This is a genomic window from Clostridium beijerinckii HUN142 (assembly GCF_000621745.1).
Lineage (GTDB): Bacteria > Bacillota > Clostridia > Clostridiales > Clostridiaceae > Clostridium > Clostridium beijerinckii_A.
Window position 1 is genome coordinate 127,379 of sequence record NZ_JHXK01000012.1, and the last position, 21,696, is coordinate 149,074.

Here is a 21,696-nt window from a genome sequence, read left to right on the forward strand (position 1 = left end):
CCAACTTATATCGCTATATATTACTAGAACCTTAACTGTATTAATTTCTATCTATATAGCCTATTTTTATAGATAATATCCGAAACTCTTGTTGGTACGAAAAAATCTATTCTTTTATTTTGATGTACTCTATTTCTTATATCAGTTGACGATATTTCAAGTTCTTTCAAATCTAAAACAATTATTTTTCCATTATATTTTTCTTCTATCATCTGTTTTCTATTTAACATATCACTTTTGTTTATTCCTCCTCTTGAAAACACTACAAGTGTTGCTAATGAAAAGATTTTTTTAACTTCTTTCCACTTCTCCATGCTAAACAAACAATCTGCTCCAGTTATAAAAAATAATTCATTATCTTTATCCCTAGTACTAATCTTATTCTTGAAATATTCTAATGTTTCATGAGTAAAACTTAGTCCACCCTTCTCTATTTCATAATCTGATACAGAAAACTCGCTAAAGTGCTCTATTGCTGCCTTAACCATATCATATCTTAGTCCAGGATCTGTAATTATATTATTGACCTTAAGTGGCTGTACTCCTGCCGGCATAAAAATCACTTCATCTAAATTCAGTTTTTCTTTAGCTTCATAGGCTATATATAAATGTGCATTATGAATAGGGTCAAAAGTACCACCTATTATACCAAAGCGTTTCATAAGACTTCCTCCAAAAGTAAAATAGTTGTTATAATCATATTAAAAATTCCTTTTTTTATTATATCATGAAGTAAACTTAAATATTATTTTTAATATCTTAATTTTTATAAAAAAAGAAGCTTCTATAAAAGCAGCTTCTCTCTAATAATTATTTCCTATATATAATTATTTATTTGGTAATTCAATTTTTCTTTTCTTCAAATTTTTAGATTGCTTATATAAAACTATCTTGTTACCTATTGCTTGGATTCCTTCACATTTTACAGCTTTACATATCATATCAGAAGTTTCTCTTGTTTCTAAACCACTATTTTCTAAAACTTTTATTTTAATTAATTCTCGAGCTTCTAATGCTTGTGAAACTTGTATTAAAAAGTTTTCCTCAACGCCATTTTTACCTATTTGAAATATTGGTGACATATCATTAGCTAAGCCTCTTAAATAAGCTCTTTGTTTTCCTGTTAACATATTATTTATTCCTCCTAAAATTTTTCAACTTATATGTTGCATTAATTATCCCTGGGGGTTATTTTTTGATTTATAACTTAAATTTCATAGCTCTCAATTATAGAAAGATCTTTTTAATCTAATCCTACATTCTATTAAGCTTAAATTAATTAAAGTATATATTCAAATTCAAAATCATTTAATCTTACCATATCACCGTCTTTTATTCCCATTTCTCTAAGTTCATCAAAAATACCTTTATTTCTAAGAACCTTATGGAAATATCTTAATGAATCTGCATCACGTACATTAACTGCGCTTAGTAATCTATCTACAAATGTACCTTCAACTACATAAACATCATATCCTTCTTCTTCATTATGTTCAACAGTAATATCATACGTAAATCTCTTCTCTTCTGGTATGTACATTTCATCTTCTGAAATTTCTAATTCTTTAACTGGAATATCCTTAAGTATTCTTGCCGCTTCTTTCATTACAGCATCAACGCCCTCATTTGTAGCTGCTGACATCTTAAATACTTTGTCAAATCCCATTTCTTGAACTCTCTTTTTGAAATCTTCAAATATACTTTCATCATAAAGCATATCAGTTTTATTTGCCACGACAATTTGAGGTCTATCCCAAAGTTTTACAGAATACTTCTTTAATTCCTCATTGATTTTAACGAAGTCTTCAAAAGGATCTCTTCCTTCAACACCAGATATATCAACTATATGAATTAAAAGTCTAGTTCTCTCAATATGTCTTAGAAATTGTATTCCAAGACCAACACCTTCTGCTGCTCCTTCAATTATTCCTGGAATATCAGCCATTACAAAAGGTTCAATTCCATCAACAGCAACAACACCTAAATTAGGCTTTAAAGTAGTAAAATGATAATTTGCAATCTTTGGTTTTGCTTTTGTTGTCATTGATAACAATGTTGATTTACCTACATTCGGAAATCCTAATAATCCAACATCAGCAAGCAACTTCAATTCTAAAACTATATTTAACTCGTCTCCTGGCATTCCTGGCTCCGCATAATGTGGTGCTTGCTTAGTGGCAGTAGCAAATTTAACATTACCCTTTCCGCCTTTTCCACCTCTTAATAATACTAATTCTTGCCCCTTATGAGAAAGGTCTGCAATTATCTTATTAGTTTCTGCTTCTCTTATAATAGTTCCCATAGGTACCTTTATATATAAATTTTCTCCATCTTTACCATAGCATTTTGAACCGCCGCCATTTTCACCCGGTTCCGCAATAAACTTCTTCTTATATTTGAAGTCTAGTAACGTTGTTATTCCAGTTTCAACTTGAAAAATGATGCTGCCACCTTTTCCTCCATCTCCGCCATCTGGTCCACCTAGAGGTACATACTTTTCTCTTCTAAACGAAATAGCACCATTACCGCCATTACCAGATTTAACGAAAACCTTCGCCGTATCTATAAACATAAAAATCACCTTTCCTTGTTTGTTCTAATTTATTATCTTAATATAAAATTTTTCAGTTCTATTATTATCTATTCTTCCCTAAAAAATATTGCTTTATTATATAATATTGGATTTAATATCTAATCTCAATATATATTATCATAAAAATATTAAGGCATATCAAAGAAAATAACGCCTAAAATCCTAGTCTATTTCTATGATATCTGTCACTGTAGACATCGGCACCTTCTTGACTTATTATTTTCTTTCATATGCCTTAAAAAAGCACTCTTAAACTAAGAGTGCTTTATTTCTAAAATAATTATTCAGCTATTGCTTCAACGTCTACTGGGTAAACACTTGCTTTTTTCTTATCTCTACCAAGTCTTTCGAATTTAACAATTCCATCAATCTTAGCAAATAAAGTATCGTCTTTACCTTTTCCAACATTTTCACCTGGGTGGATCTTAGTTCCTCTTTGTCTATAAAGAATGTTTCCTGCAAGAACAAATTCTCCATCAGCAGATTTAGCTCCTAATCTCTTTGATTGAGAGTCTCTACCATTCTTAGAACTACCTACTCCCTTTTTATGAGCGAATAATTGAAGGTTCATGATTAGCATGTGACTACACCTCCTCTTTTATTAAAGTTATATATTCTCTACGTTTCTTTTGCCCTACCAATTGATCAAATCCTAAAATTACACTTTCCAAGCTTTTTTCAAAAGTTTTTAACAAAACTTGAGCTTGATTTAGCTCTTCTAGATTAAAATCTTGAAGATCTAATTTCAAGTATCCATCTTTTATTTCGTAAGTCGAATTAAGCTTTAAAACTTCATCCAATCCAATAATTACACTTTGAGATAAAACCGAAACTGAATTACATATAATATCAAATGCCTCTCCTATTAAAGCAGAATCACTTGAAAAATCTCTGTCATTACCCATAGCGTGACCATTCATTACGAACCCAACAATATTATCATTATGTTGTTTGATTTTTACTCTAATCATAATCTTATTATGCTTCGATCTTTTCGATTACTAGCTTAGTGTAAGGTTGTCTGTGTCCATTCTTTCTTCTATAGTCCTTTTTAGACTTATACTTGAAAACTATAACCTTCTTCGCCTTACCTTGTGCTGCAACCTTAGCTACAACTTTAGCTCCTTCAACTACTGGTGCACCAACTTTGATACCTTCCTCAGTTCCTACAGCTAAAACTTCGTTTAATTCAACTGTTGAGTCAACATCAGCGTTAAGTTTTTCAACGTATATTACGTCTCCTTCTTGAACTCTGTATTGTTTTCCTCCTGTTGCTAATACTGCGTACATTAAAACACCTCCTCATAACGGTCTCGCCACTTTTGGTACAAAGATTCAACTTTGTTTTACATAAAACCTTACGTGCGCGGTCTACAAAAGCCAGTTTATCATATTTCTAGTGCTTTGTAAAGCATAATCTATAATTTATCCATATAAACATAATTTAGCATCATTATTAATTGAGTTCATCTTATTTTAAAATTAATGATCATACTGATTTCATCTGTTGAGACAATAAAAATTAATTTAACACTTTTCTATAACTGTAACTTTATAATCTTTTAAGTTATCCTTTTGTCCTTGAAATATAAGTGGCTCAATTTTATACCCTTCTATATTATCTAAATAATTTAGATATATCTCCTTATCTAATCCGTCTATTTCTCTCATAAACTCAAAAATATTTTCTCTTATTCTATCTTTATAAACACTATCTATTTGTATATGAAAACAATTTATAGAGCTTTCTTCCTGCATTCTTACTATGTCATTCTTTATGAGCCCTTCAATATAAGATAGCTTTAAGATTATTCCTTTTCCTTTACATAAGCTGCATTCCTCTTCCATATACTCATATATGCTTTTCCCTTGCCTCTTTCTAGCTATTTGAACCAAATCTAGCTGAGTAAATGGGAATATCTTTACATTACCCTTATCCAACTTCAGGCTTTCCTTAAGTGCATCCATTACAATGTCTCGTTGACTTTTATCTCTCATATCAATAAAATCTATTACTATAATTCCACTTAAGTTTCTAAGCCTAATCTGTTTTCCTATTTCTTTAGCTGCTTCTAAATTAGTTTCCAAAATTGTTTTATTAAAACTCTTTTCTTTTATGTTTTTTCCACTATTAACATCAATAACATACATTGCTTCAGTTCTATCAATTACTATATATCCTCCGCATTGTAAGTTAACTTTATTATGCCTTAACCTTAATAGTTCTTTTTCAATTCCATAAAAATCGAAAAGCTTTCTATATCCTTCATACTTTTCTATTTTTAAATTTTCTTGTCCTTTAACGAAGCTTGATACCTTATCATAATCCATATTATTATCAACATAAATTTTTACGATTTCTTCTCCAGAAAAATTCATTAAAAGCTTAGTTAAAGTTAAATCCTCACCATAAAGTTTTTTCACCCCTAATGAATGCTTCATTTTTTTATCTATATTTTGAAATTCATCATAAAGTTTAGAAATCTCATTCTTAAGAATATTTATATTCGCATTTGCACCTTCTGTTCTTACTGTTATGCAAACATCTTTTAACGGCTCAATGTTATTTAATATTTCTACTTTCTTTTCTTCATCTTCTATTCTCTTAGAAAACTCTATTCCTTGTTCATAACAATTTAAGACAATATATTTCCCGGGAATTGACACCTTTGCAGTTAATTTGGCACCTTTATCATTAAGGGGTTCTTTTAAAACCTCTACTAGTATGTCATCTCCCTTTTTTATTCCATTTTCCTTTAATTCATCACTATAGTACAAGTACCCTTCTTTATCTAAACCTAAATCAACAAATACTGAATTTATAGCAGGAATAATATTTTTAATTTTTCCTTTATAAATTTCCCCTATTATTGGTTCATTCTTACTTTCTTCAACAATACTTTCTATCAATTCATTATTAGATTTAATAGCTATCCTTAAAATTTTTTCTCTTCTCTCAATAAAAATCTCTTTCATTTTATAACACATCCTAATCAGTGTACCACATACATCTCACACCTTTTAGTTATCCCATGGGGGAAAATGCACGATCAAAGATTAATCATCTATAATCGTGCATAAAGCTCTGTGAATTGTATCTAGCTTATATATTATTTTTCTTTTATACACATTTATACAATGGTACAAGTTTATCATTTTTATAAAAATACATTTCTTCTCTTTTTATATTAACAAACGAATCTAAAAATGCATTTGAAGTTTTTTCTTGGATATAGCTAACGAGCAAATCAGCACTTAAATGTTCCCTGCTCCCTGTACTTATAACTACATTAAGAATTAGGAATTCATCTCTAACCCAGAAACTAAATTCCTTAACTAAAGTTCTTATATTTATTTCTCGTTCACCTTTTTTACTCTTCTTTACTGTATTCCACTCATTAATTTCTAAAAGTTTATTAACTTCCTCTTCTAAATTTGAGACATCAGAATACTTAATCTTTATAGTATATCTTGCTGCATCAATTAAAGCCATAGCTTGAGGAACTTTCTTTTCTCCTTCTTTATAAGGAATTGCAAGTGCACTTATATATTTTATTCCACTTGGCGCGGTCTCATTTAATTTATCCACAATTTCATTTTCATCCATCTCAGTTGTTAACACCATATCCATATACTCACCACTTGAATATACGCCTACTGATAAAGGCTGCGCTATTGATGTATTCATATGTGGATTAAACCCTTGAGAATATTCTATAGGAAGTCCTGCTCTTCTAATATTTTTTTGAATTGTTTTAAGAACATCCAAATGAGATATAAACTTAATATTTTCCTCTTTAGTAAATTTAGTTAAGTATCGCACCTTCAAAACACTCCCCATCTTTAAAGTTCACATTAATTCCACATCCTGTACATCCTTCTCTACAGTTTTGTGTTAATTCTGCTCTTTTAGCTTTTTCATTTTCTATTTCTAAATATTTTCTATTTACTCCGATATCAATGAAATCCCATGGTAATACTTCATCATAACTTCTTTCTCTATATGCGTAGAAATCTACAGTTAAATTACACTCTTCCATTGCTTCCATCCATACATCAAATTTAAAGTGTTGATCCCAACCATCGAACCTAGCACCTTTTTCAAATGCTTTTATTAAAACCTCACATAATCTTCTATCACCTCTAGCAAAAACAGACTCCATTACAGACGTTTTTTGTTCATGATAATTGTAGACTATACATTTTGATTTAATTGAAGATTTAACAGCTTTGATCTTTTCAGTAACATCTTCAAACTTTGCCATAGGTGCCCATTGGAATGGAGTAAATGGTTTAGGTATAAGTATTGATGTGCTTACTGTAAGCCTTAACCCTTTATTATTATTTATTTTATTGGGAACTTGTTTATATCTGCATACTATTTTTTCTGCTAATTCTCCAATTCCCATACAATCTTCTAATTCCTCATAAGGAAGACCAATCATAAAGTAAAGCTTAAGCGTTTTCCACCCAGCTTCAAAAGCACTTGTAGCTGCATCTAAAATTTTCTCTTCAGTAAGTCCTTTGTTGATTATGTCCCTCATTCTCTGAGAACCTGCTTCTGGTGCAAAAGTTAATCCTGTCTTTCTTACCTTTTGAATATCCTTAAGCAAATCTACTGAAAAAGCATCAACTCTTATAGAAGGAAGTGCTATACCAACTCTATCTTCTTCATGCTCATTAACTAGGTCTGTAATCAATCCCTTTATATCAGAATAATCACAAGTACTTAAAGATGAAAGAGAAATCTCTTCATATCCCGTACTTTTAACTAGTTTTCTAGCCAATTCCTTTAAGTCTTCTCTTGTTTTTTCCCTAACTGGTCTATAAAGCATACCTGCCTGACAAAATCTACATCCATTTGTACATCCCCTAAATAATTCTAGAACCACTCTGTCATGAACAATTTCTGAATAAGGAACTATTATTTCAGTTGGGAAATCAACCTTAGTATAGTTATTTATGATTCTTTTTGTGATAGTTTTTGGTACATCATCATATTTAGGTCTGAACTCTTTAATTGTATTATCTTCATTATAAATAACATCGTATAATGAAGGTACATATATTCCTTGAATTTTAGATATTTCTCTTAAAAACTCTTTCTTCTTTCCTTTACCTTTATACTTTTTATAAACATCTAAAACATCGTTCATCATTTCTTCGCCTTCACCAATCTCAAAGAAATCAACGATATCGTATAATGGTTCTGGATTATATGCACAAGGGCCTCCGGCCATAACTATAGGTTCATCTTCTCCTCTTTCTGATGCTCTTATAGTTATATCCGCCATATCTAGCATATTTAAAATATTTGTGTAACTCATTTCATATTGAAGTGTGAAACCTAAAATATCAAACTCTTTTAGAGAATCCTTTGTCTCCAAAGTAAATAATGGGATACCATTTTTTCTAAGTTGTTCTTCCATATCTGGCCATGGTGCAAATGATCTTTCGCAATATGTATCGCTTCTTTTATTTATAGTATGATAAAGTATTCTGCTTCCTAAATGTGACATTCCTACTTCATAAACATCTGGAAAACAAAATGCAAATCTTATGTCAACTTCCTTTGGATTCTTAACAATCTCATTTAATTCTCCACCAGTATATCTACTTGGTTTTTCAACTTTAAATAAGATATCATCTGAAATTTTATTCATTAATAAATTTCCTCCTTAAAACACACTCTCATATGTGCGATTCTCCTTAGATACTTGCTTCTAAATTCTTGTCAAATTTAAATAATTTAAAACCTTTAAGTATTTTAATACTAACTCAATGCACTTTTTGCTTATGCATAAATAAAAGAAGTATAAACTTTAATTGCTATACTTCTTATTTGCTACCCCTATTCTAACATAATTAATTCTGATTGGGAATATTCTTATTGTTTCCAACATTATATACAATTTGTTTTATGCTAAAGTTCCTTTAAATCCTCTGCATTCTTAGGATTGTATTTTTTACTATATTTCCAATCAATTATCCATAATATAAATGATAGTCCAGCATTTATACCAAATACAAATCCAAATACTCCATAAAGGCGAAGCTTATTGAAAAAGTCTCCTGCAAAAGAATTGAACATTATATCAATTTCCTTTGGATTAAGCAGCTCAATTTGCTTATTGCTAATATTCTTTAAATTTATTTCTCTTAATATTGGTACAATACAATCACTAACTGAATTTAAACCTGTTTGAATCATTTTACTTATTAAATAATCTTTTGAACTGTCTTCTATAAAGTAAAAATTATTATTAATTGCATTTTGAACTAAATTCTCAATTGCCATCATAATTTTTTGGTTAAATTCCGAATTAGCAAAAGCATATTTAATACTCATATCAAGATCCTTGCTTAAAGTGCTTGCATCAATAATTTGTTTTACCTTTAATCCTGAAAGTGTATTGACATAGAACTCATCTATAAATATAGATACGGACTCATTAGTTCCTTTGCTACCAGAAACTACTCTCAAAACATTGTTTATGCAATTTTCAATTTCCGTACTATTAATTCCTTTGAATATTACAGAACTATATTCATCAAATAAATTATTTACTAGATTTTCATTAAAGAAGTCTTTTATGGTTCTAGATAATTTATCTTTATTAATATTTATACTGTTATATATATCCTCTTCTATAATATTAATCTCATTGAAAAACTTTTTATAAACCAAATCTAAATTGCTTAATCCAAATAATTCAAGATATTCTGAAAGCGGAGCCTCAACTAGTGAATCTAAAATTAAATTGCTTCCATTATAAATATATCTTTCAACGTCAACATTCTTATCAAATTGTTCAAATAAATTATTTATTAATATTCGAATATTAAATCCTTCAGCTTCTATTTTTAGTTCACTTACTCTAATAGGATAAATACTTTCATTTAATGTAACTTTTGCAGCATTAATAAGTCTTTCTGTCTCTTCCCTCAGCATTAATGGAAACTTTTTATTTAATATAATATCAACAACCCTATATGCTATATCATCTCCACCAAAAGTTGCATAAGCTATCTTCTCAAAGAAATTAAGTTCACTCTTAATAGTTTCCTGTACATTTTCAGTTATAATATTCTTATTCATTTTTAAGTAAGCTATTAATTTATTTGAAAAATAACGTGTTATAGGATATAGATTATTATCAATTATATCTTTGACTTTACCATTAAACATTGATCCTATATCATTATTTTCATCTAGACCATTACATAAATATTGGCTTACCATATTCTCTAAATATATTTTAAAATCATTGGAAAAATATTTATATATATTTCTTCCTATATTAACTTTTGCTTTTTCTATAGAATCTTTTCCTATAACCTCTTTACATGACTGTTTTATTGCTACAGAATAATAATCTTTGTATTCTTTTGTAATCAACTCTATAAAATCCACTTTTTTAATAGTACTAAGATTATTTTGTATAAGTCTATTGCTTTCCTTTTCAATATAATTTTGAATTTCAATAAGTATATCTTCTGAAATAACATCACTAATTTTGTAATTTGAAGAAATTTTATTTTCTACAAACTTCGTTAAAGAACTTTTACTATTACTAATGCTATTTATCAATTTAGGTATTGTATTTAAAATATAACTCTTTTTAATAAGATCATCAAATCTGCTTTCTTTTAATCTATTTGTAATTCTTTTAGATAAATCTGAATTACTGTTACAATACTTTAAAATTACTTCATAAATACATTCTATGAAATCTTTCTTTTTATCTTTAAAAAAATTAACTAAAATTTGATAATTATTATTTTTAACCAAAATCATTAATACTGATGACATATTATCTTTATGAGATCTAAAACTTTTATTAATCTCTTCTTTATTTAACAATTCTTCGTCGATTAATTTAGCCATTCCCATTGCAAATTGATTTTTATTTGCTGGTATATATCCCAAGGCAAACTTCTTAAAAAATGGTATTTTTGATACAATTTTATTTTCTTTATATGGATGAAAAATCATCCATAAGGCTACAACGTTTGTTATGTATCCTATAAATGCCATAACCCCAAGTGACAATACTCCATTAAATATGTTACTTGGAAATCCATAGCGTCCAATGGAATTTGGAAATATTAATTGATACATTATCCCAACTATGGTACCTAAAACAGCTCCAAAAACAGAAAGTGGTTTAAGCTGACTGCCCATAAAATCTTGTACTATATCACATATCTCATCCTCGTCATATTTGCTTAAACTATTTTTTGCAATTTTTTTGATATTCCCATTTAATAGACTTGGAAGTTTAGATATTAATGATGGATAGCCTTCATTTATAAGAATACGTGATAATTGATTCTTATTGAATCCTTTATTAATTAATTCCTTAACTTCATAATTCTTATATTTATCCACAGTTTCCTTGCAAAGTAATACCGAATTATCCACAATGTATTCCAATATGTTCACATTATACTTTGATAATATGTCTCCTATTTTAAGTTTTTTAACATTTAATAATATAATATCTTCTAATCTCTTACTATATGTATTTTTGTTCTTTCTAAGCAACTTATTTGTCCATATTGAAAATTTATTAGATATATTAATGGCACTATTATCTTTAAATAATTCCGATAAGTTTTTATGAAATATTTCGTCACTCTTTGAATTTATGAATCTTCCAACTAGACCATTTATATTTTTACATAATCTCTTTCTGTTTTTAAAAATGCCTTCATATAACATCGGCTTAAGCTTTGTATGAAATAATTTTAACAAATCCAACTTAGCAATCTCATTTACTTTCTTTGAAAATTGAGATTTTATTATTACCCGCAACAGATTCTTCCCATGCACTGTAAATCCTTTAGTAATAACTTCAGCTATTTCGTCAGATGTAACCAAATTGTATTCTTCCAATGATTCTACTATATTTTTAATCTTTGTGCGCTTTAAATAATCTATAATAGAATATACTATCTTATCACTTGATTCATCATCAAAATTATTATTAATATAGCTTATAATTTTATTAACAATATTATTTTTAGATGAAACATCTCCCATAAGTGCATTTCTGACCTTTGAAATTATAAGTTTCTTTATACTTTCATCTATATCCTGTATTGCTTCATCAATTGAAGACTCAATCATTTCATCCAAGGATGATTTATTACTTGAAATCCACTCCAAAATATAAGGCATAATCTTAGGAATAACTGTTTTTATAAAGCTCGTAAGTGATTTTTCCATTCCTTCTGGAAGTATTTCATAAATTGTAAAATCAATATTTTTCCCAATTAAAACAATCTCACTTATAATTTTTAATATTAATTCTCTTCCTTCAGAAGAATTAATAAATTCAGTAATTTTAATAAATAACTTCGAAATAACTTCTTCTTGCTCAGTTTCCGTAATAAAGTTATTAATATACCGATCTCCAATAAATTCTTGTAATTTTACAAGAGTTGCATCGACATTTATATTTAACAGTATGTTATCCAAAAACATCTTGCATGACTTTTCATCCGATAAAATATCATCATTAAATATTTTTTCAACGCACTCAATGATATTATCAATTAATTTTTTCTGAACTTCTTTAGGAAAAACATCGGCTAAAGTCATATTCGAATTTTCTTTATACAAATTAGAAATAAACTCGTCTACTGCATTAGTATTTTCAAGTTCACATATCAGTAGCTCATAGCCTGAATTTATAATTTTTGATATCTGTTTTTCACTCAGTATATCCTTCAAATCAACATTACTCATTAAACCATCTATTAGTTCTGGCAAAAGTATATTTAGATTATTTCTTATAAATGCTTCGCTTTTAAGTATGCTATCAGAAAAACCATCTATTTCGGCTATTTTAGTATTTCCTAAGCTATTGCTTAATTGTTCCTCAAAAAAGGTTTGAGCAATTTGTTCAATATATGCATTTATATTTATATTAGATATTTCTGCTTTTAATGTATCAGCATTTATTATATCTCTTTCCACTAATTCGCTAATCTCTTCAACAAATTTCTCCTTCTTTTTTTTAATTACTCCTCCTAGCTTTAAAGGTGTATATTCCTTAAAAAGCATATCAACTGCATATTTATTTGTGATATATCCAGCTACTCCACCCGAAAATCCCTGAAATACTAGTAAAAAAATAAATGTTAACATCAGCTATTCTCTCCTTGTCTAATATCAATTCTAACCAATAACTTTTTCACATATAAAATATGTTGTTTACATCATATTATACTAATTTATTAACTTTATTTCCACAACCCAACCTACAACAACAAAAAGTGCTAATCCTTATAAAAAGATTAGCACTTCCATTAAATCTATTTTCCGTTGTTCTTTATTAGGTTATATACAATCACAGCTGCTTCTGCATTGCTTATATTGTGTGATCCATTAAAATTTCCATTTGTATCCCCTTTAATAATATTAAGAGCATAGCACATTGATGCATATCCTTTATATGCGTCTTCTATATTATCTTTAAAAGGACTGTTAAATATTTCAGAATGTCCAGCTAATTTCTCATATCCTAAATATCTTATAATAAATTTTGCAGCATCATTATATGATATTGCTGAATTTGGAGCTTTTTCTTCATCTTTAATTACTCCATTTTGAATTAACATATCATAAAATTCATCATCGCTGTAGTTATTTTTTACTGGCGAGTATATATATTTAAAGAAATTTATTTGAGTAATATTCATATTTGGATTAAATTTTTCTCCATCTATATAGTACCCATTATCTAAAAGCTCTTTTACCGTCTTTTCACACCAATGTCCATTTATATCGGTATATTCTGGTAACTTATTCTCTCTATATGCTTTTCCACTATAATCTATCCTTATACCATTTACAGGATCGATAATATAGCTATCATTCTTGTTTATAAACTCATATACTATTCCAACTTTATTTGCATCTAACATTGTATATTGTAATGAGAATCCTGCTAAATCTTTAATTTTATTAAATGCAGCTTCTTTACTTATAACATTACTAATGTCAGGGAAAGAGGCATTGTCATACCAGTTATTATCATAACCAATAATTTTACCTGTACTCTTATCTACTTCAACATTCAAGTAATTTCCAGAAAACTCTATTCCATTCACTTGACGCACATAATTAAACATAAAAGCATTTTCTTCTATTGGTCTATTAGTAATTTTTAAAATTGGACTATTTATATCCTTAAGCTTTGTTTGTGTAAACTTATTAGGTGCTACTTTTTTCAAAAATTTTTCTACTGTGCTTTGCGCATCTGACTTCGAAGTATTTCCATTTGCTCCAAGTTTATTGTAATTATAAGAATGTAACGATATTACTTCTCCAGATTTTGCATCCACTCTTCCATATACACCATCAAAAGAAATATTCCATGAATATTCATCATCAAGATAGTTTTTATTTAATGATGCATCACTAACTTTCATATCAGCCGTTATTAAATCAGATGTTTCTCTAAGTATACTTTCTGCCTTTTCTTTACTTATAAGATGTGCAACATTCTGAATCGCATCCATCTCTTCTTGTGTCAGCTCTTGATTTGCTTTATCCAAATTATTTGCAGAAGCATTTGCCAATGAATGATTCTTATTTCCATCATCTAATTTATTATCACTTGAATATGATACTACTTGTCCAGTTTTGGCATCAATAAATTCACTTATATTACTTGGAGCATATCCTGCAAATATATTCATTTTCTTCTTCTCATAATCATAATAAGAATAATATTTTAAATCTATACCTATTTTATCTATATAAGCTTTCTCTGCAGCAGCAGAGTCAATTATTCCACTTAAACTAGGATATTCAGTACCCTTTACTTCTCGGCTATCATTACTATATGATGTAACTTTCCCGTTATATTTATTTACACCAACGTTTATATAAATGTAGTTAACCGGAATTTCATTTACAAACTTTTGATAAGTAAAGTTATACCCATCCTCCTGAAAAGAACCCGAATCATTTTTTACTAACTTTATTTCCCCAGTATATTCTGGAATCACATTTTTCAAGAAATCTTCTGCTGAAACTTGGGCTTGGTCTTTCGTAATATTTGCCAACCCATCTTTACTATCCCCATCATACCTACTATATTGATACAAGGATCCATCTTCACCTATTGATGCAGATACTGATCCTTTCTTTCCTTCTTTCTCTGCCCAATTTAAATCCCAAATTCTAACTTTAGTCCCCCCTACTTCACGTTCGCTTGAATTATGTGTGAACTCTGTATAATCATCCGGAACTGTTATAATTTTCTTCGCTGATATGATAGCTTGTTCTAAGTTTTTGCTATCTTCATCCGCAGCAAATGCCGGAATAGAAATAGTAGACAATATTAAACATAATGTTAATATCCCGCTTATAATCCCTTTCTTTTTCATAAATATCCTCCAATCTTTCATAATAATTTATTTTCCATACTATAAATTTATAATAAAATTTATTAATAATATAGTACTTAAGTCACTGTAGAAGATTTTATTATTACTATTTTTATGTTACATAAATAATTATTTATATTTTGTTTACATTAAAATTTCTATATTTCTTATCTATATTCTTCCACTCTTAAAATCAATTTCTCTCCCTCCTAAATATAATACGATTTTTCACATGAAAATTTTGCATTAAATTATAATTTTTTCACAAATTTTTATACAGTTACTTTTAAATATCTATGTTGCAACAATAAATTCATATTTAAAGTTCTAGTAGATTATAAGTTAAGTGTTCAATCAATCCTAAAGTATCCTCTCGACCTCAATAAATATATAATAAAAAACTAGCTACTCCATGTTCCCATAGGTTTTGATTTCCCACTGTATAATTTTCTGTATCATAAAAAATAGAGTTAACAATTAAAATTAATCATTAACCCTACACTACTAACTAATATTATATTATGCATTTATCAATCTTTTCTGTCATTCCACGTTCATCTACATTTTATTTTATCATTGAATATAGATTAAAAAACTACATTCTCACCTATGCAAGATACATATTCAGTAAGATACTGATTATTACTCTTTATCACATGCCTCAATTATAAAAAAGTAAGTTAAATCATTATCACTTTTCTGTTATCTTTTAATGAATTCAATTATTTTTCTTTTTTAATTGAACATACTCTTCCAACGTTATATTTCCATAATCCTTTAATGCTTTTATAAGCTCATCCTCATGTATTATACTAATGAGCTCCATGTCATCATTAAGAATATAAAAACTGTTAAATTTGTTTTTATCAACTAAAGATAAAACATTAACTAAACCTTTTTTATAATACACGGAAATTGATTTATTTTCTATATAGTTATGCTTTTTCAACTTTCTTATTTTCTTGATCATATCTCCCATTATTATATACATAGTTTTTTCTTTTTCTATAAATGTTGCATATGTGATTAATATGACTGCAAGAAATAAACTTATATTAACTTTATGTAATATCATTATTATAATAAATATTAAAAATAATGTTCCTGAAATAATAAAGCTAAAGATTTCTGTAATTTTCTTTGATCTTTTATATAATAGCTTCTTTGATAATAGTATTTCGCATACCCTTGAACCATCAAGGGGATACGCAGGCAGTAAATTGAATGCTCCTAAAAAGAAATTAGCCGTTATACTATCCTCAATAATTTGATACTTAAAATATCCATATAAATAACACATAACTAAGGCCATAAAAATGTTAAAAAATGGTCCAGCTAAATATAAAATTATTTTTTTTCTTTCAGTTAACTCATCAATGTCACTTAATTCGACTTTAGCACCAAATATGCTAATATTAACATTATTAAATTTGCACCCAAATTTACTTGCAACTATCATATGTGCAAATTCATGCAATATTACCCATAGAAAACTCACAACAATGTAACCTTCGTAATTTCCCAGCCACATCAATATCGACAGTTCTAAAATCAATACCATATACCATTTCTTCATTTCTAACCCCTATAATATTGCTATATCAAAATAATTTGCAATGCACAAGTAAAAAATGGAACTTAATCAAATATTAAAATATATTTTATATTCCTAATAATATGCTATTTCCTATTAATTTAATTGTTTATGTTACTGTTACTTCTTATATATTCCATAAAATTAGAAGTTCTTGACTTTAAATTCTCAATTTTCAAATCATCTACAGTAAAATTGCCTATCCTTAAATCCTTACCTTTTACATTTCCTATCTGCATTGTACTAAAAGTATCTATATATCCGTTATAATTAAAATTTTGATTTAATACTTGTTTACATTTAATGTGCATATCTTGTACTTGTGCGGAAGGGGTATATTTCAATCCAACAAAAAATAGCAATAAAAGTGTAGCTCCAGTTAGTTCTTTAGTTATTCTCGTAATCAAAATATTTATCATCTTATCGTTGCTTTTCATATTACTACCATATTTTGAACCAATAATAGCATTACTGTTTTTTTTACCTGAAGTTAAATGGTTCCTTTTATCCTTTCTTCCTTTCGTTGTATTATTAATGTTCTTATAGTAATCTTCATAAGCTGATCTATAGCTGCCCATGATACACTCCTTTCAAATTCATTCACATTAAAGTATATTTAATACTTCATAAAATTATGAGAACAAAATTGTTATAGAATCTTTGTAGTTGCTACATTTCGCAATATTTAGATATCTTTTAGGTTCATTAATTGAAAAAATAAACTACTCGGAATTTTTATTTCACTAATACATGCCCTTCAAAAATTATTACATTTTAGAATAAACGATCCTCAAAAATTAAAATAAGATCAATAATCTTATACAGTACTCAAAATTCTTATTTGTAATTTCTGTTATACTGAATAAAATTATTAATCCTATTATTTTATAAACAATTCTGACATATATTTTAATTATTTTTCTGAATTTTACTTCTAATTGTCACTTGTTTTATTGAAGTTCTGAATATAAATTTATTATTGCAACATATACATTCTAAAAGTGTATCTTTTTTCTTCTCATTCCTACGTTTATTACTAATGCCACCGAAATTACTGTTGTAAGCAATGAACTTCCTCCATAGCTAACAAGTGGCAGAGTTATTCCTGTAATTGGTACTAATCCTATTGTCATCCCTATATTTTGTAATATAGCAAATAGGAAATAGGAAACTATCCCAACACATATAACTGAACCAAATATATCTTTAGATGTTCGTCCTACTGAAATCATCTTATATATAAGAAATCCGTAAAGTATTAACAAAACAATTGCACCTACAAAGCCCCATTGATCTGCTATTGCAGCAAAAATAAAGTCTGTCTGAACTTCTGGTACATTTTGTGCAGCATATGTTGTAATTCCATCTTTAGCAAGTGACGGACTACTTCCAAGTAATCCACCTGAACCAATTGCAATCAATGACTGATTTAAATGATAAGTACTCGCGTCATCAATGCTTGGATTCAAAAATGCTGTAAATCTTACTTTTTGATATGTTTCTATGAGCCCTGAATTCCAAACAATTACTATTCCAAGTACTAAGCAAGCTAGTCCTCCAGCAATAATTCTAGTATCAAATCCCATTGTATAAAATATTCCTAAAACTATAAAGAAACATACCATACTCATTCCCATATCAGGTTGAATTAAAATAAATATTACTGGTACTATGCAATAAAATGCTAATATGAAGAAGTTCTTAACATCATTTATTTTTCCGTCCATCTCATCCAACTTCTTGCCCAGCATAAGTATAATTACAAACTTTGCAAATTCTGATGGCTGAAGGTTACCTACTCCTAAACGGATCCATCCTCTAGCACCATTAACTACTATTCCAATACCTGGAATCATTGTTAATATAAGAAGAACTACAACTCCCCAATATAATATAGGTACATAGTTAAATATTATCTTATAATCTACTGCCATAAAAATATATAACGCTACAAGTGATATTGCAAACCAACCCAGCTGTTGCTTTACAAAACTCAATCCAAATTGTCCTTTTGTGCATAGATATATATTAAATGTTCCGTATAAAATTAAAAGAATTAAAGAAATTAATATAGTCTTATCAATTTCTTTAATTAATTTCATATCTAATTTTAATAGTCTAAACAATATCTCACCTCCTAGTTATATTAATCTTATATAACTCAATCAATCTTAATTATACATTATTATTACCGCATTCTCCATAATAATTATATTGGGTATAAAAAACATAATAATTTTGTAATAATTTAAAGATAATATCTTGTTAACCTTCCAATGGCATCCATGTAAAATAGACTTTATTCCTACTTAATAAAAAAATAAGATGAATTATTTTAAAGAATTAACCATATAATTCTTTAAAATAAACATCTCTTCTAAATTTAGATAAAACAATTTATTTATCTTCCTTTTACACTTTTAATTGGAATGTTCGCTATTAATGCAGAAGTATTTTCACCTTCTTCATCGCCATTCTTATTTACTGATATTTCAACATCCTCAACCTGTATATCAATATACTTAGAAATTACTTCTAAAATCTCTTCTCTTATTTTCTCAATAATATCTGGGGCAATTTCTCCCCTATCATGTATAAGAATTAGCTTTAATCTGTCTTTTGCAACTTCTTTAGGTGTTGGTTTACTATTTAAACTCTTAAAAAAACCCATTCTCTCAACCTCCCTTAATTTCGCTTAAATAGCTTCTTTAAGGAGCTAAAAAATCCCTGATGCTCTTCTGTATGTAAATCAATAATAGGAACTTCTTCACCTGTAATTCTTCTAGCTATATTTCTGAATGCTTGTCCAGCAATTGCACCCTCTTCTAGCACAATAGGTTCACCTCTATTAGTTGAAATAGTTATATTCTTATCATCAGGAACAACGCCAAGTAATTCTACTGATAATGTTTCAATAATATCAGCTACATCAAGCATATCTCCATTCTTAGTCATCTCATAATTCAATCTATTTACAATAACTGAATGATCTTCTAATCCCTTAGAATCAAGCTTACCAATGACTCTATCAGCATCCCTAACAGATGTTATTTCTGGATTTACAACAATAATTGCTTTTTCTGCCCCTATTACAGCATTTTCAAAACCTTGTTCTATTCCTGCTGGAGAATCTATTAATACATAATCAAATTCTTCTTTTAATTCATTTACTATCTTTAACATTTCTTGTGGACTTATATCATCTTTATCCTTAGTTTGTGCTGTTGGTAAAAGAAATAAGTTTGCAAATCTCTTATCTTTTATAAGTCCTTGCTTTAATCTACATCTTCCTTCTATAACATCAATTATTGTATATACTATTCTGTTTTCCAATCCTAGCAATACATCTAAGTTTCTAAGCCCTGTATCTCCATCTATAACAACTACTCTCTTACCAAGTGATGCTAAAGCAGTTCCTATATTAGCTGTAGTTGTTGTTTTTCCAACTCCACCTTTACCTGAAGTTATTACAATAGATACTCCCATTAAAAAATCCCTCCGACGTTTTAGTATATATATTTATTTGGTAAATATGGTTCCACTATTATTAACCCATCCTTAATTCTTGCTAATTCTGGATAGCTTGGTTTTTCAATGTCGTCTGGAGACATAGCTATAACATTTGCAATTTTTAAAAGTTCAGGTTGTAGTAGGAATGCTGCTATTACTGCCTTTGTATTTCCATTAGTCCCAGCACTCACTTTACCCCTTATACGTCCTAAAACAATTACATTCCCTGCTGCATACACTTCTGCACCGCTATTTATGTCTCCAACTATAACTATGTTTCCTTGGTAATTAATACATTCTCCGCCTCTAACTGTCTTTCTTATAAATTTAGTTTTCCCTTCGTATACGCCGGAGAATACCTTAACCTCTTTTTCATTCACCTGCTCAATTTCCTTTTCTATATCCTCTAGAACAATATCTTTTAATTCAATTTGAGTTAATAATTTTTCCTTAAGAATGCCTAATTCCTTTTTATTAACCGATTTTAAATCTATTCTTAATATTAGAGTTGTTCCTTTATAAAAATGCTTTCCTTTAGAAAGTTTCTTTATTAATAATACAATCATATCATCAAAACAAGCAAATTTATTCATATTGATAGTTGTATTTATTCCATCTTTATTTCCCTTTATTAAAATACCATCATTATTATACATTCATTCCCTCCAATGAATTTTGCAGGTTAAAATAGTTAAATCTTTTTGAAAATGGCAACCTCTCTAAAATTATATCATTATACTGACTATTTTTGTATATATGTTTCACTAATTTTTGATTAAATTTTATAAAAGCATATAAAACATCAAAATTTGATAATATGCGGTATACTTACCAAAGCTTTGAACACTTATCAGATTATAATACCACATTAACATAATCGCTTATATTAATACTGTCTTCATCTACTAAACAATCTACTGCGACTATATTTACACCATTTTCTTTTGCATATTTTAGTGTATCTGCAAATTCCTTATGTGTCTCTACATTGGGTTCAAAATGAACAGCATCTTTCATTTGTATTACAAATATAACGTAAGCATCATACCCTTCTCTAACGCAATCAACGAGCTCTCTAAGATGCCTAACACCTCTTTCTGTAGGTGCATCGGGAAATTTTACAATTCCATTATTCTCTAGAGTTACCCCTTTTACCTCTATAAAAATTTTCTTATTCTTTGTCTCAACATAAAAGTCAAACCTTGAATTCTTATATTTAGTTTCCGGCTTTATTAAAGTAACCTCCTTTAAAAGGTTTCCTTTTAATATCCATTCATGAACAACTTTATTAGTTACTTGAGAATCCATATTGATCATTCTGTCTCCTTTCATAACTCCTATGAGAGAAAACTTAGTCTTCCTTTTTGGATTATCATTTTTTTGAATAAATACTATAGCATTAGGTGTCAAAAGTTCTTTACACCTTCCAGTATTTTTTACATGACAGACTTCCTCCCTGCCATCAATTTCAACATAAGCTATAAACCTATTTGGTCTTGAGATAAATTTTCCTTTTAGAATATTATTATATTTCATTTTTCCCTCACTAAATCTAATTTTTTATAAAAAGGTATCTATAATTAGGTTTACTTTA

At 28.3% G+C, this 21,696-nt stretch carries 18 protein-coding genes; all 18 read right to left on the reverse strand.

Annotated elements, in window-relative coordinates; all coding sequences use genetic code 11:
* Nucleotides 1-47 precede the first annotated feature (47 nt).
* Nucleotides 48-662: a nicotinate-nucleotide adenylyltransferase gene (nadD, locus tag T483_RS0107185; RefSeq protein ID WP_026886246.1), complete on the reverse strand. Its 615-nt coding sequence runs from the start codon at nucleotides 660-662 to the stop codon at nucleotides 48-50.
* A gap of 165 nt (nucleotides 663-827) precedes the next feature.
* Entirely contained in the window at nucleotides 828-1,130 is a 303-nt protein-coding gene (gene yhbY, locus T483_RS0107190; protein ID WP_026886247.1) for a ribosome assembly RNA-binding protein YhbY, read from the reverse strand.
* Nucleotides 1,131-1,279: 149 nt separating this feature from the next.
* Complete coding sequence (gene obgE / locus T483_RS0107195; RefSeq protein ID WP_026886248.1) at nucleotides 1,280-2,572, reverse strand: GTPase ObgE; 1,293 nt, start codon at nucleotides 2,570-2,572, stop codon at nucleotides 1,280-1,282.
* 301 nt (nucleotides 2,573-2,873) lie between these two features.
* Nucleotides 2,874-3,173 (reverse strand): 50S ribosomal protein L27, encoded by a 300-nt coding sequence (rpmA, locus tag T483_RS0107200; protein WP_026886249.1) that lies wholly within the window; start codon nucleotides 3,171-3,173, stop codon nucleotides 2,874-2,876.
* A 4-nt stretch (nucleotides 3,174-3,177) separates the two neighbouring features.
* Nucleotides 3,178-3,564, reverse strand: a complete 387-nt coding sequence (locus tag T483_RS0107205; RefSeq protein WP_026886250.1) for a ribosomal-processing cysteine protease Prp — start codon at nucleotides 3,562-3,564, stop codon at nucleotides 3,178-3,180.
* 7 nt (nucleotides 3,565-3,571) lie between these two features.
* On the reverse strand, nucleotides 3,572-3,883 hold the full coding sequence (gene rplU, locus T483_RS0107210; protein WP_026886251.1) for a 50S ribosomal protein L21: 312 nt from the start codon (nucleotides 3,881-3,883) through the stop codon (nucleotides 3,572-3,574).
* Nucleotides 3,884-4,120: 237 nt separating this feature from the next.
* Nucleotides 4,121-5,569 (reverse strand): Rne/Rng family ribonuclease, encoded by a 1,449-nt coding sequence (locus T483_RS0107215; RefSeq protein WP_026886252.1) that lies wholly within the window; start codon nucleotides 5,567-5,569, stop codon nucleotides 4,121-4,123.
* 145 nt (nucleotides 5,570-5,714) lie between these two features.
* Complete coding sequence (locus tag T483_RS0107220) at nucleotides 5,715-6,416, reverse strand: TIGR03936 family radical SAM-associated protein (protein WP_026886253.1); 702 nt, start codon at nucleotides 6,414-6,416, stop codon at nucleotides 5,715-5,717.
* Nucleotides 6,400-8,256, reverse strand: coding sequence for a TIGR03960 family B12-binding radical SAM protein (locus tag T483_RS0107225; RefSeq protein ID WP_026886254.1), 1,857 nt, complete (start codon nucleotides 8,254-8,256; stop codon nucleotides 6,400-6,402). Before T483_RS0107225 ends, T483_RS0107220 begins: the two co-directional genes overlap by 17 nt.
* A 260-nt stretch (nucleotides 8,257-8,516) precedes the next feature.
* Nucleotides 8,517-12,749, reverse strand: coding sequence for a DUF445 family protein (locus T483_RS0107230; protein WP_026886255.1), 4,233 nt, complete (start codon nucleotides 12,747-12,749; stop codon nucleotides 8,517-8,519).
* A 167-nt stretch (nucleotides 12,750-12,916) separates the two neighbouring features.
* Entirely contained in the window at nucleotides 12,917-14,998 is a 2,082-nt protein-coding gene (locus tag T483_RS0107235) for an S-layer homology domain-containing protein (RefSeq protein WP_026886256.1), read from the reverse strand.
* A 718-nt stretch (nucleotides 14,999-15,716) separates the two neighbouring features.
* Nucleotides 15,717-16,574, reverse strand: a complete 858-nt coding sequence (locus T483_RS0107240) for a M50 family metallopeptidase (RefSeq protein WP_026886257.1) — start codon at nucleotides 16,572-16,574, stop codon at nucleotides 15,717-15,719.
* A 119-nt stretch (nucleotides 16,575-16,693) separates the two neighbouring features.
* Nucleotides 16,694-17,170 (reverse strand): hypothetical protein, encoded by a 477-nt coding sequence (locus T483_RS0107245; protein WP_026886258.1) that lies wholly within the window; start codon nucleotides 17,168-17,170, stop codon nucleotides 16,694-16,696.
* 417 nt (nucleotides 17,171-17,587) lie between these two features.
* Nucleotides 17,588-18,718: an FtsW/RodA/SpoVE family cell cycle protein gene (locus T483_RS0107250; protein ID WP_026886259.1), complete on the reverse strand. Its 1,131-nt coding sequence runs from the start codon at nucleotides 18,716-18,718 to the stop codon at nucleotides 17,588-17,590.
* Between the two features lie 275 nt (nucleotides 18,719-18,993).
* Entirely contained in the window at nucleotides 18,994-19,263 is a 270-nt protein-coding gene (minE, locus tag T483_RS0107255; RefSeq protein WP_026886260.1) for a cell division topological specificity factor MinE, read from the reverse strand.
* Between the two features lie 14 nt (nucleotides 19,264-19,277).
* Nucleotides 19,278-20,078 carry a septum site-determining protein MinD gene (gene minD, locus T483_RS0107260; protein ID WP_026886261.1) on the reverse strand — a complete coding sequence of 267 codons (801 nt, stop codon included), beginning with the start codon at nucleotides 20,076-20,078 and terminating at the stop codon, nucleotides 19,278-19,280.
* Nucleotides 20,079-20,098: 20 nt separating this feature from the next.
* Nucleotides 20,099-20,758, reverse strand: a complete 660-nt coding sequence (gene minC, locus T483_RS0107265; RefSeq protein WP_026886262.1) for a septum site-determining protein MinC — start codon at nucleotides 20,756-20,758, stop codon at nucleotides 20,099-20,101.
* A gap of 199 nt (nucleotides 20,759-20,957) precedes the next feature.
* Nucleotides 20,958-21,638: a DNA/RNA nuclease SfsA gene (sfsA, locus tag T483_RS0107270; protein ID WP_026886263.1), complete on the reverse strand. Its 681-nt coding sequence runs from the start codon at nucleotides 21,636-21,638 to the stop codon at nucleotides 20,958-20,960.
* Nucleotides 21,639-21,696 lie beyond the last annotated feature (58 nt).

What these genes read in the sequence shown, in the direction of transcription:
- nadD (WP_026886246.1), bottom strand. Translation starts at nt 662, where the DNA reads ATGAAACGCTTTGGTATAATAGGTGGTACTTTTGACCCTATTCATAAT.
- yhbY (WP_026886247.1), bottom strand. Translation starts at nt 1,130, where the DNA reads ATGTTAACAGGAAAACAAAGAGCTTATTTAAGAGGCTTAGCTAATGAT.
- obgE (WP_026886248.1), bottom strand. Translation starts at nt 2,572, where the DNA reads ATGTTTATAGATACGGCGAAGGTTTTCGTTAAATCTGGTAATGGCGGT.
- rpmA (WP_026886249.1), bottom strand. Translation starts at nt 3,173, where the DNA reads ATGCTAATCATGAACCTTCAATTATTCGCTCATAAAAAGGGAGTAGGT.
- T483_RS0107205 (WP_026886250.1), bottom strand. Translation starts at nt 3,564, where the DNA reads ATGATTAGAGTAAAAATCAAACAACATAATGATAATATTGTTGGGTTC.
- rplU (WP_026886251.1), bottom strand. Translation starts at nt 3,883, where the DNA reads ATGTACGCAGTATTAGCAACAGGAGGAAAACAATACAGAGTTCAAGAA.
- T483_RS0107215 (WP_026886252.1), bottom strand. Translation starts at nt 5,569, where the DNA reads ATGAAAGAGATTTTTATTGAGAGAAGAGAAAAAATTTTAAGGATAGCT.
- T483_RS0107225 (WP_026886254.1), bottom strand. Translation starts at nt 8,256, where the DNA reads ATGAATAAAATTTCAGATGATATCTTATTTAAAGTTGAAAAACCAAGT.
- T483_RS0107230 (WP_026886255.1), bottom strand. Translation starts at nt 12,749, where the DNA reads ATGTTAACATTTATTTTTTTACTAGTATTTCAGGGATTTTCGGGTGGA.
- T483_RS0107235 (WP_026886256.1), bottom strand. Translation starts at nt 14,998, where the DNA reads ATGAAAAAGAAAGGGATTATAAGCGGGATATTAACATTATGTTTAATA.
- T483_RS0107240 (WP_026886257.1), bottom strand. Translation starts at nt 16,574, where the DNA reads ATGAAGAAATGGTATATGGTATTGATTTTAGAACTGTCGATATTGATG.
- T483_RS0107245 (WP_026886258.1), bottom strand. Translation starts at nt 17,170, where the DNA reads ATGGGCAGCTATAGATCAGCTTATGAAGATTACTATAAGAACATTAAT.
- minE (WP_026886260.1), bottom strand. Translation starts at nt 19,263, where the DNA reads ATGGGTTTTTTTAAGAGTTTAAATAGTAAACCAACACCTAAAGAAGTT.
- minD (WP_026886261.1), bottom strand. Translation starts at nt 20,078, where the DNA reads ATGGGAGTATCTATTGTAATAACTTCAGGTAAAGGTGGAGTTGGAAAA.
- minC (WP_026886262.1), bottom strand. Translation starts at nt 20,758, where the DNA reads ATGTATAATAATGATGGTATTTTAATAAAGGGAAATAAAGATGGAATA.
- sfsA (WP_026886263.1), bottom strand. Translation starts at nt 21,638, where the DNA reads ATGAAATATAATAATATTCTAAAAGGAAAATTTATCTCAAGACCAAAT.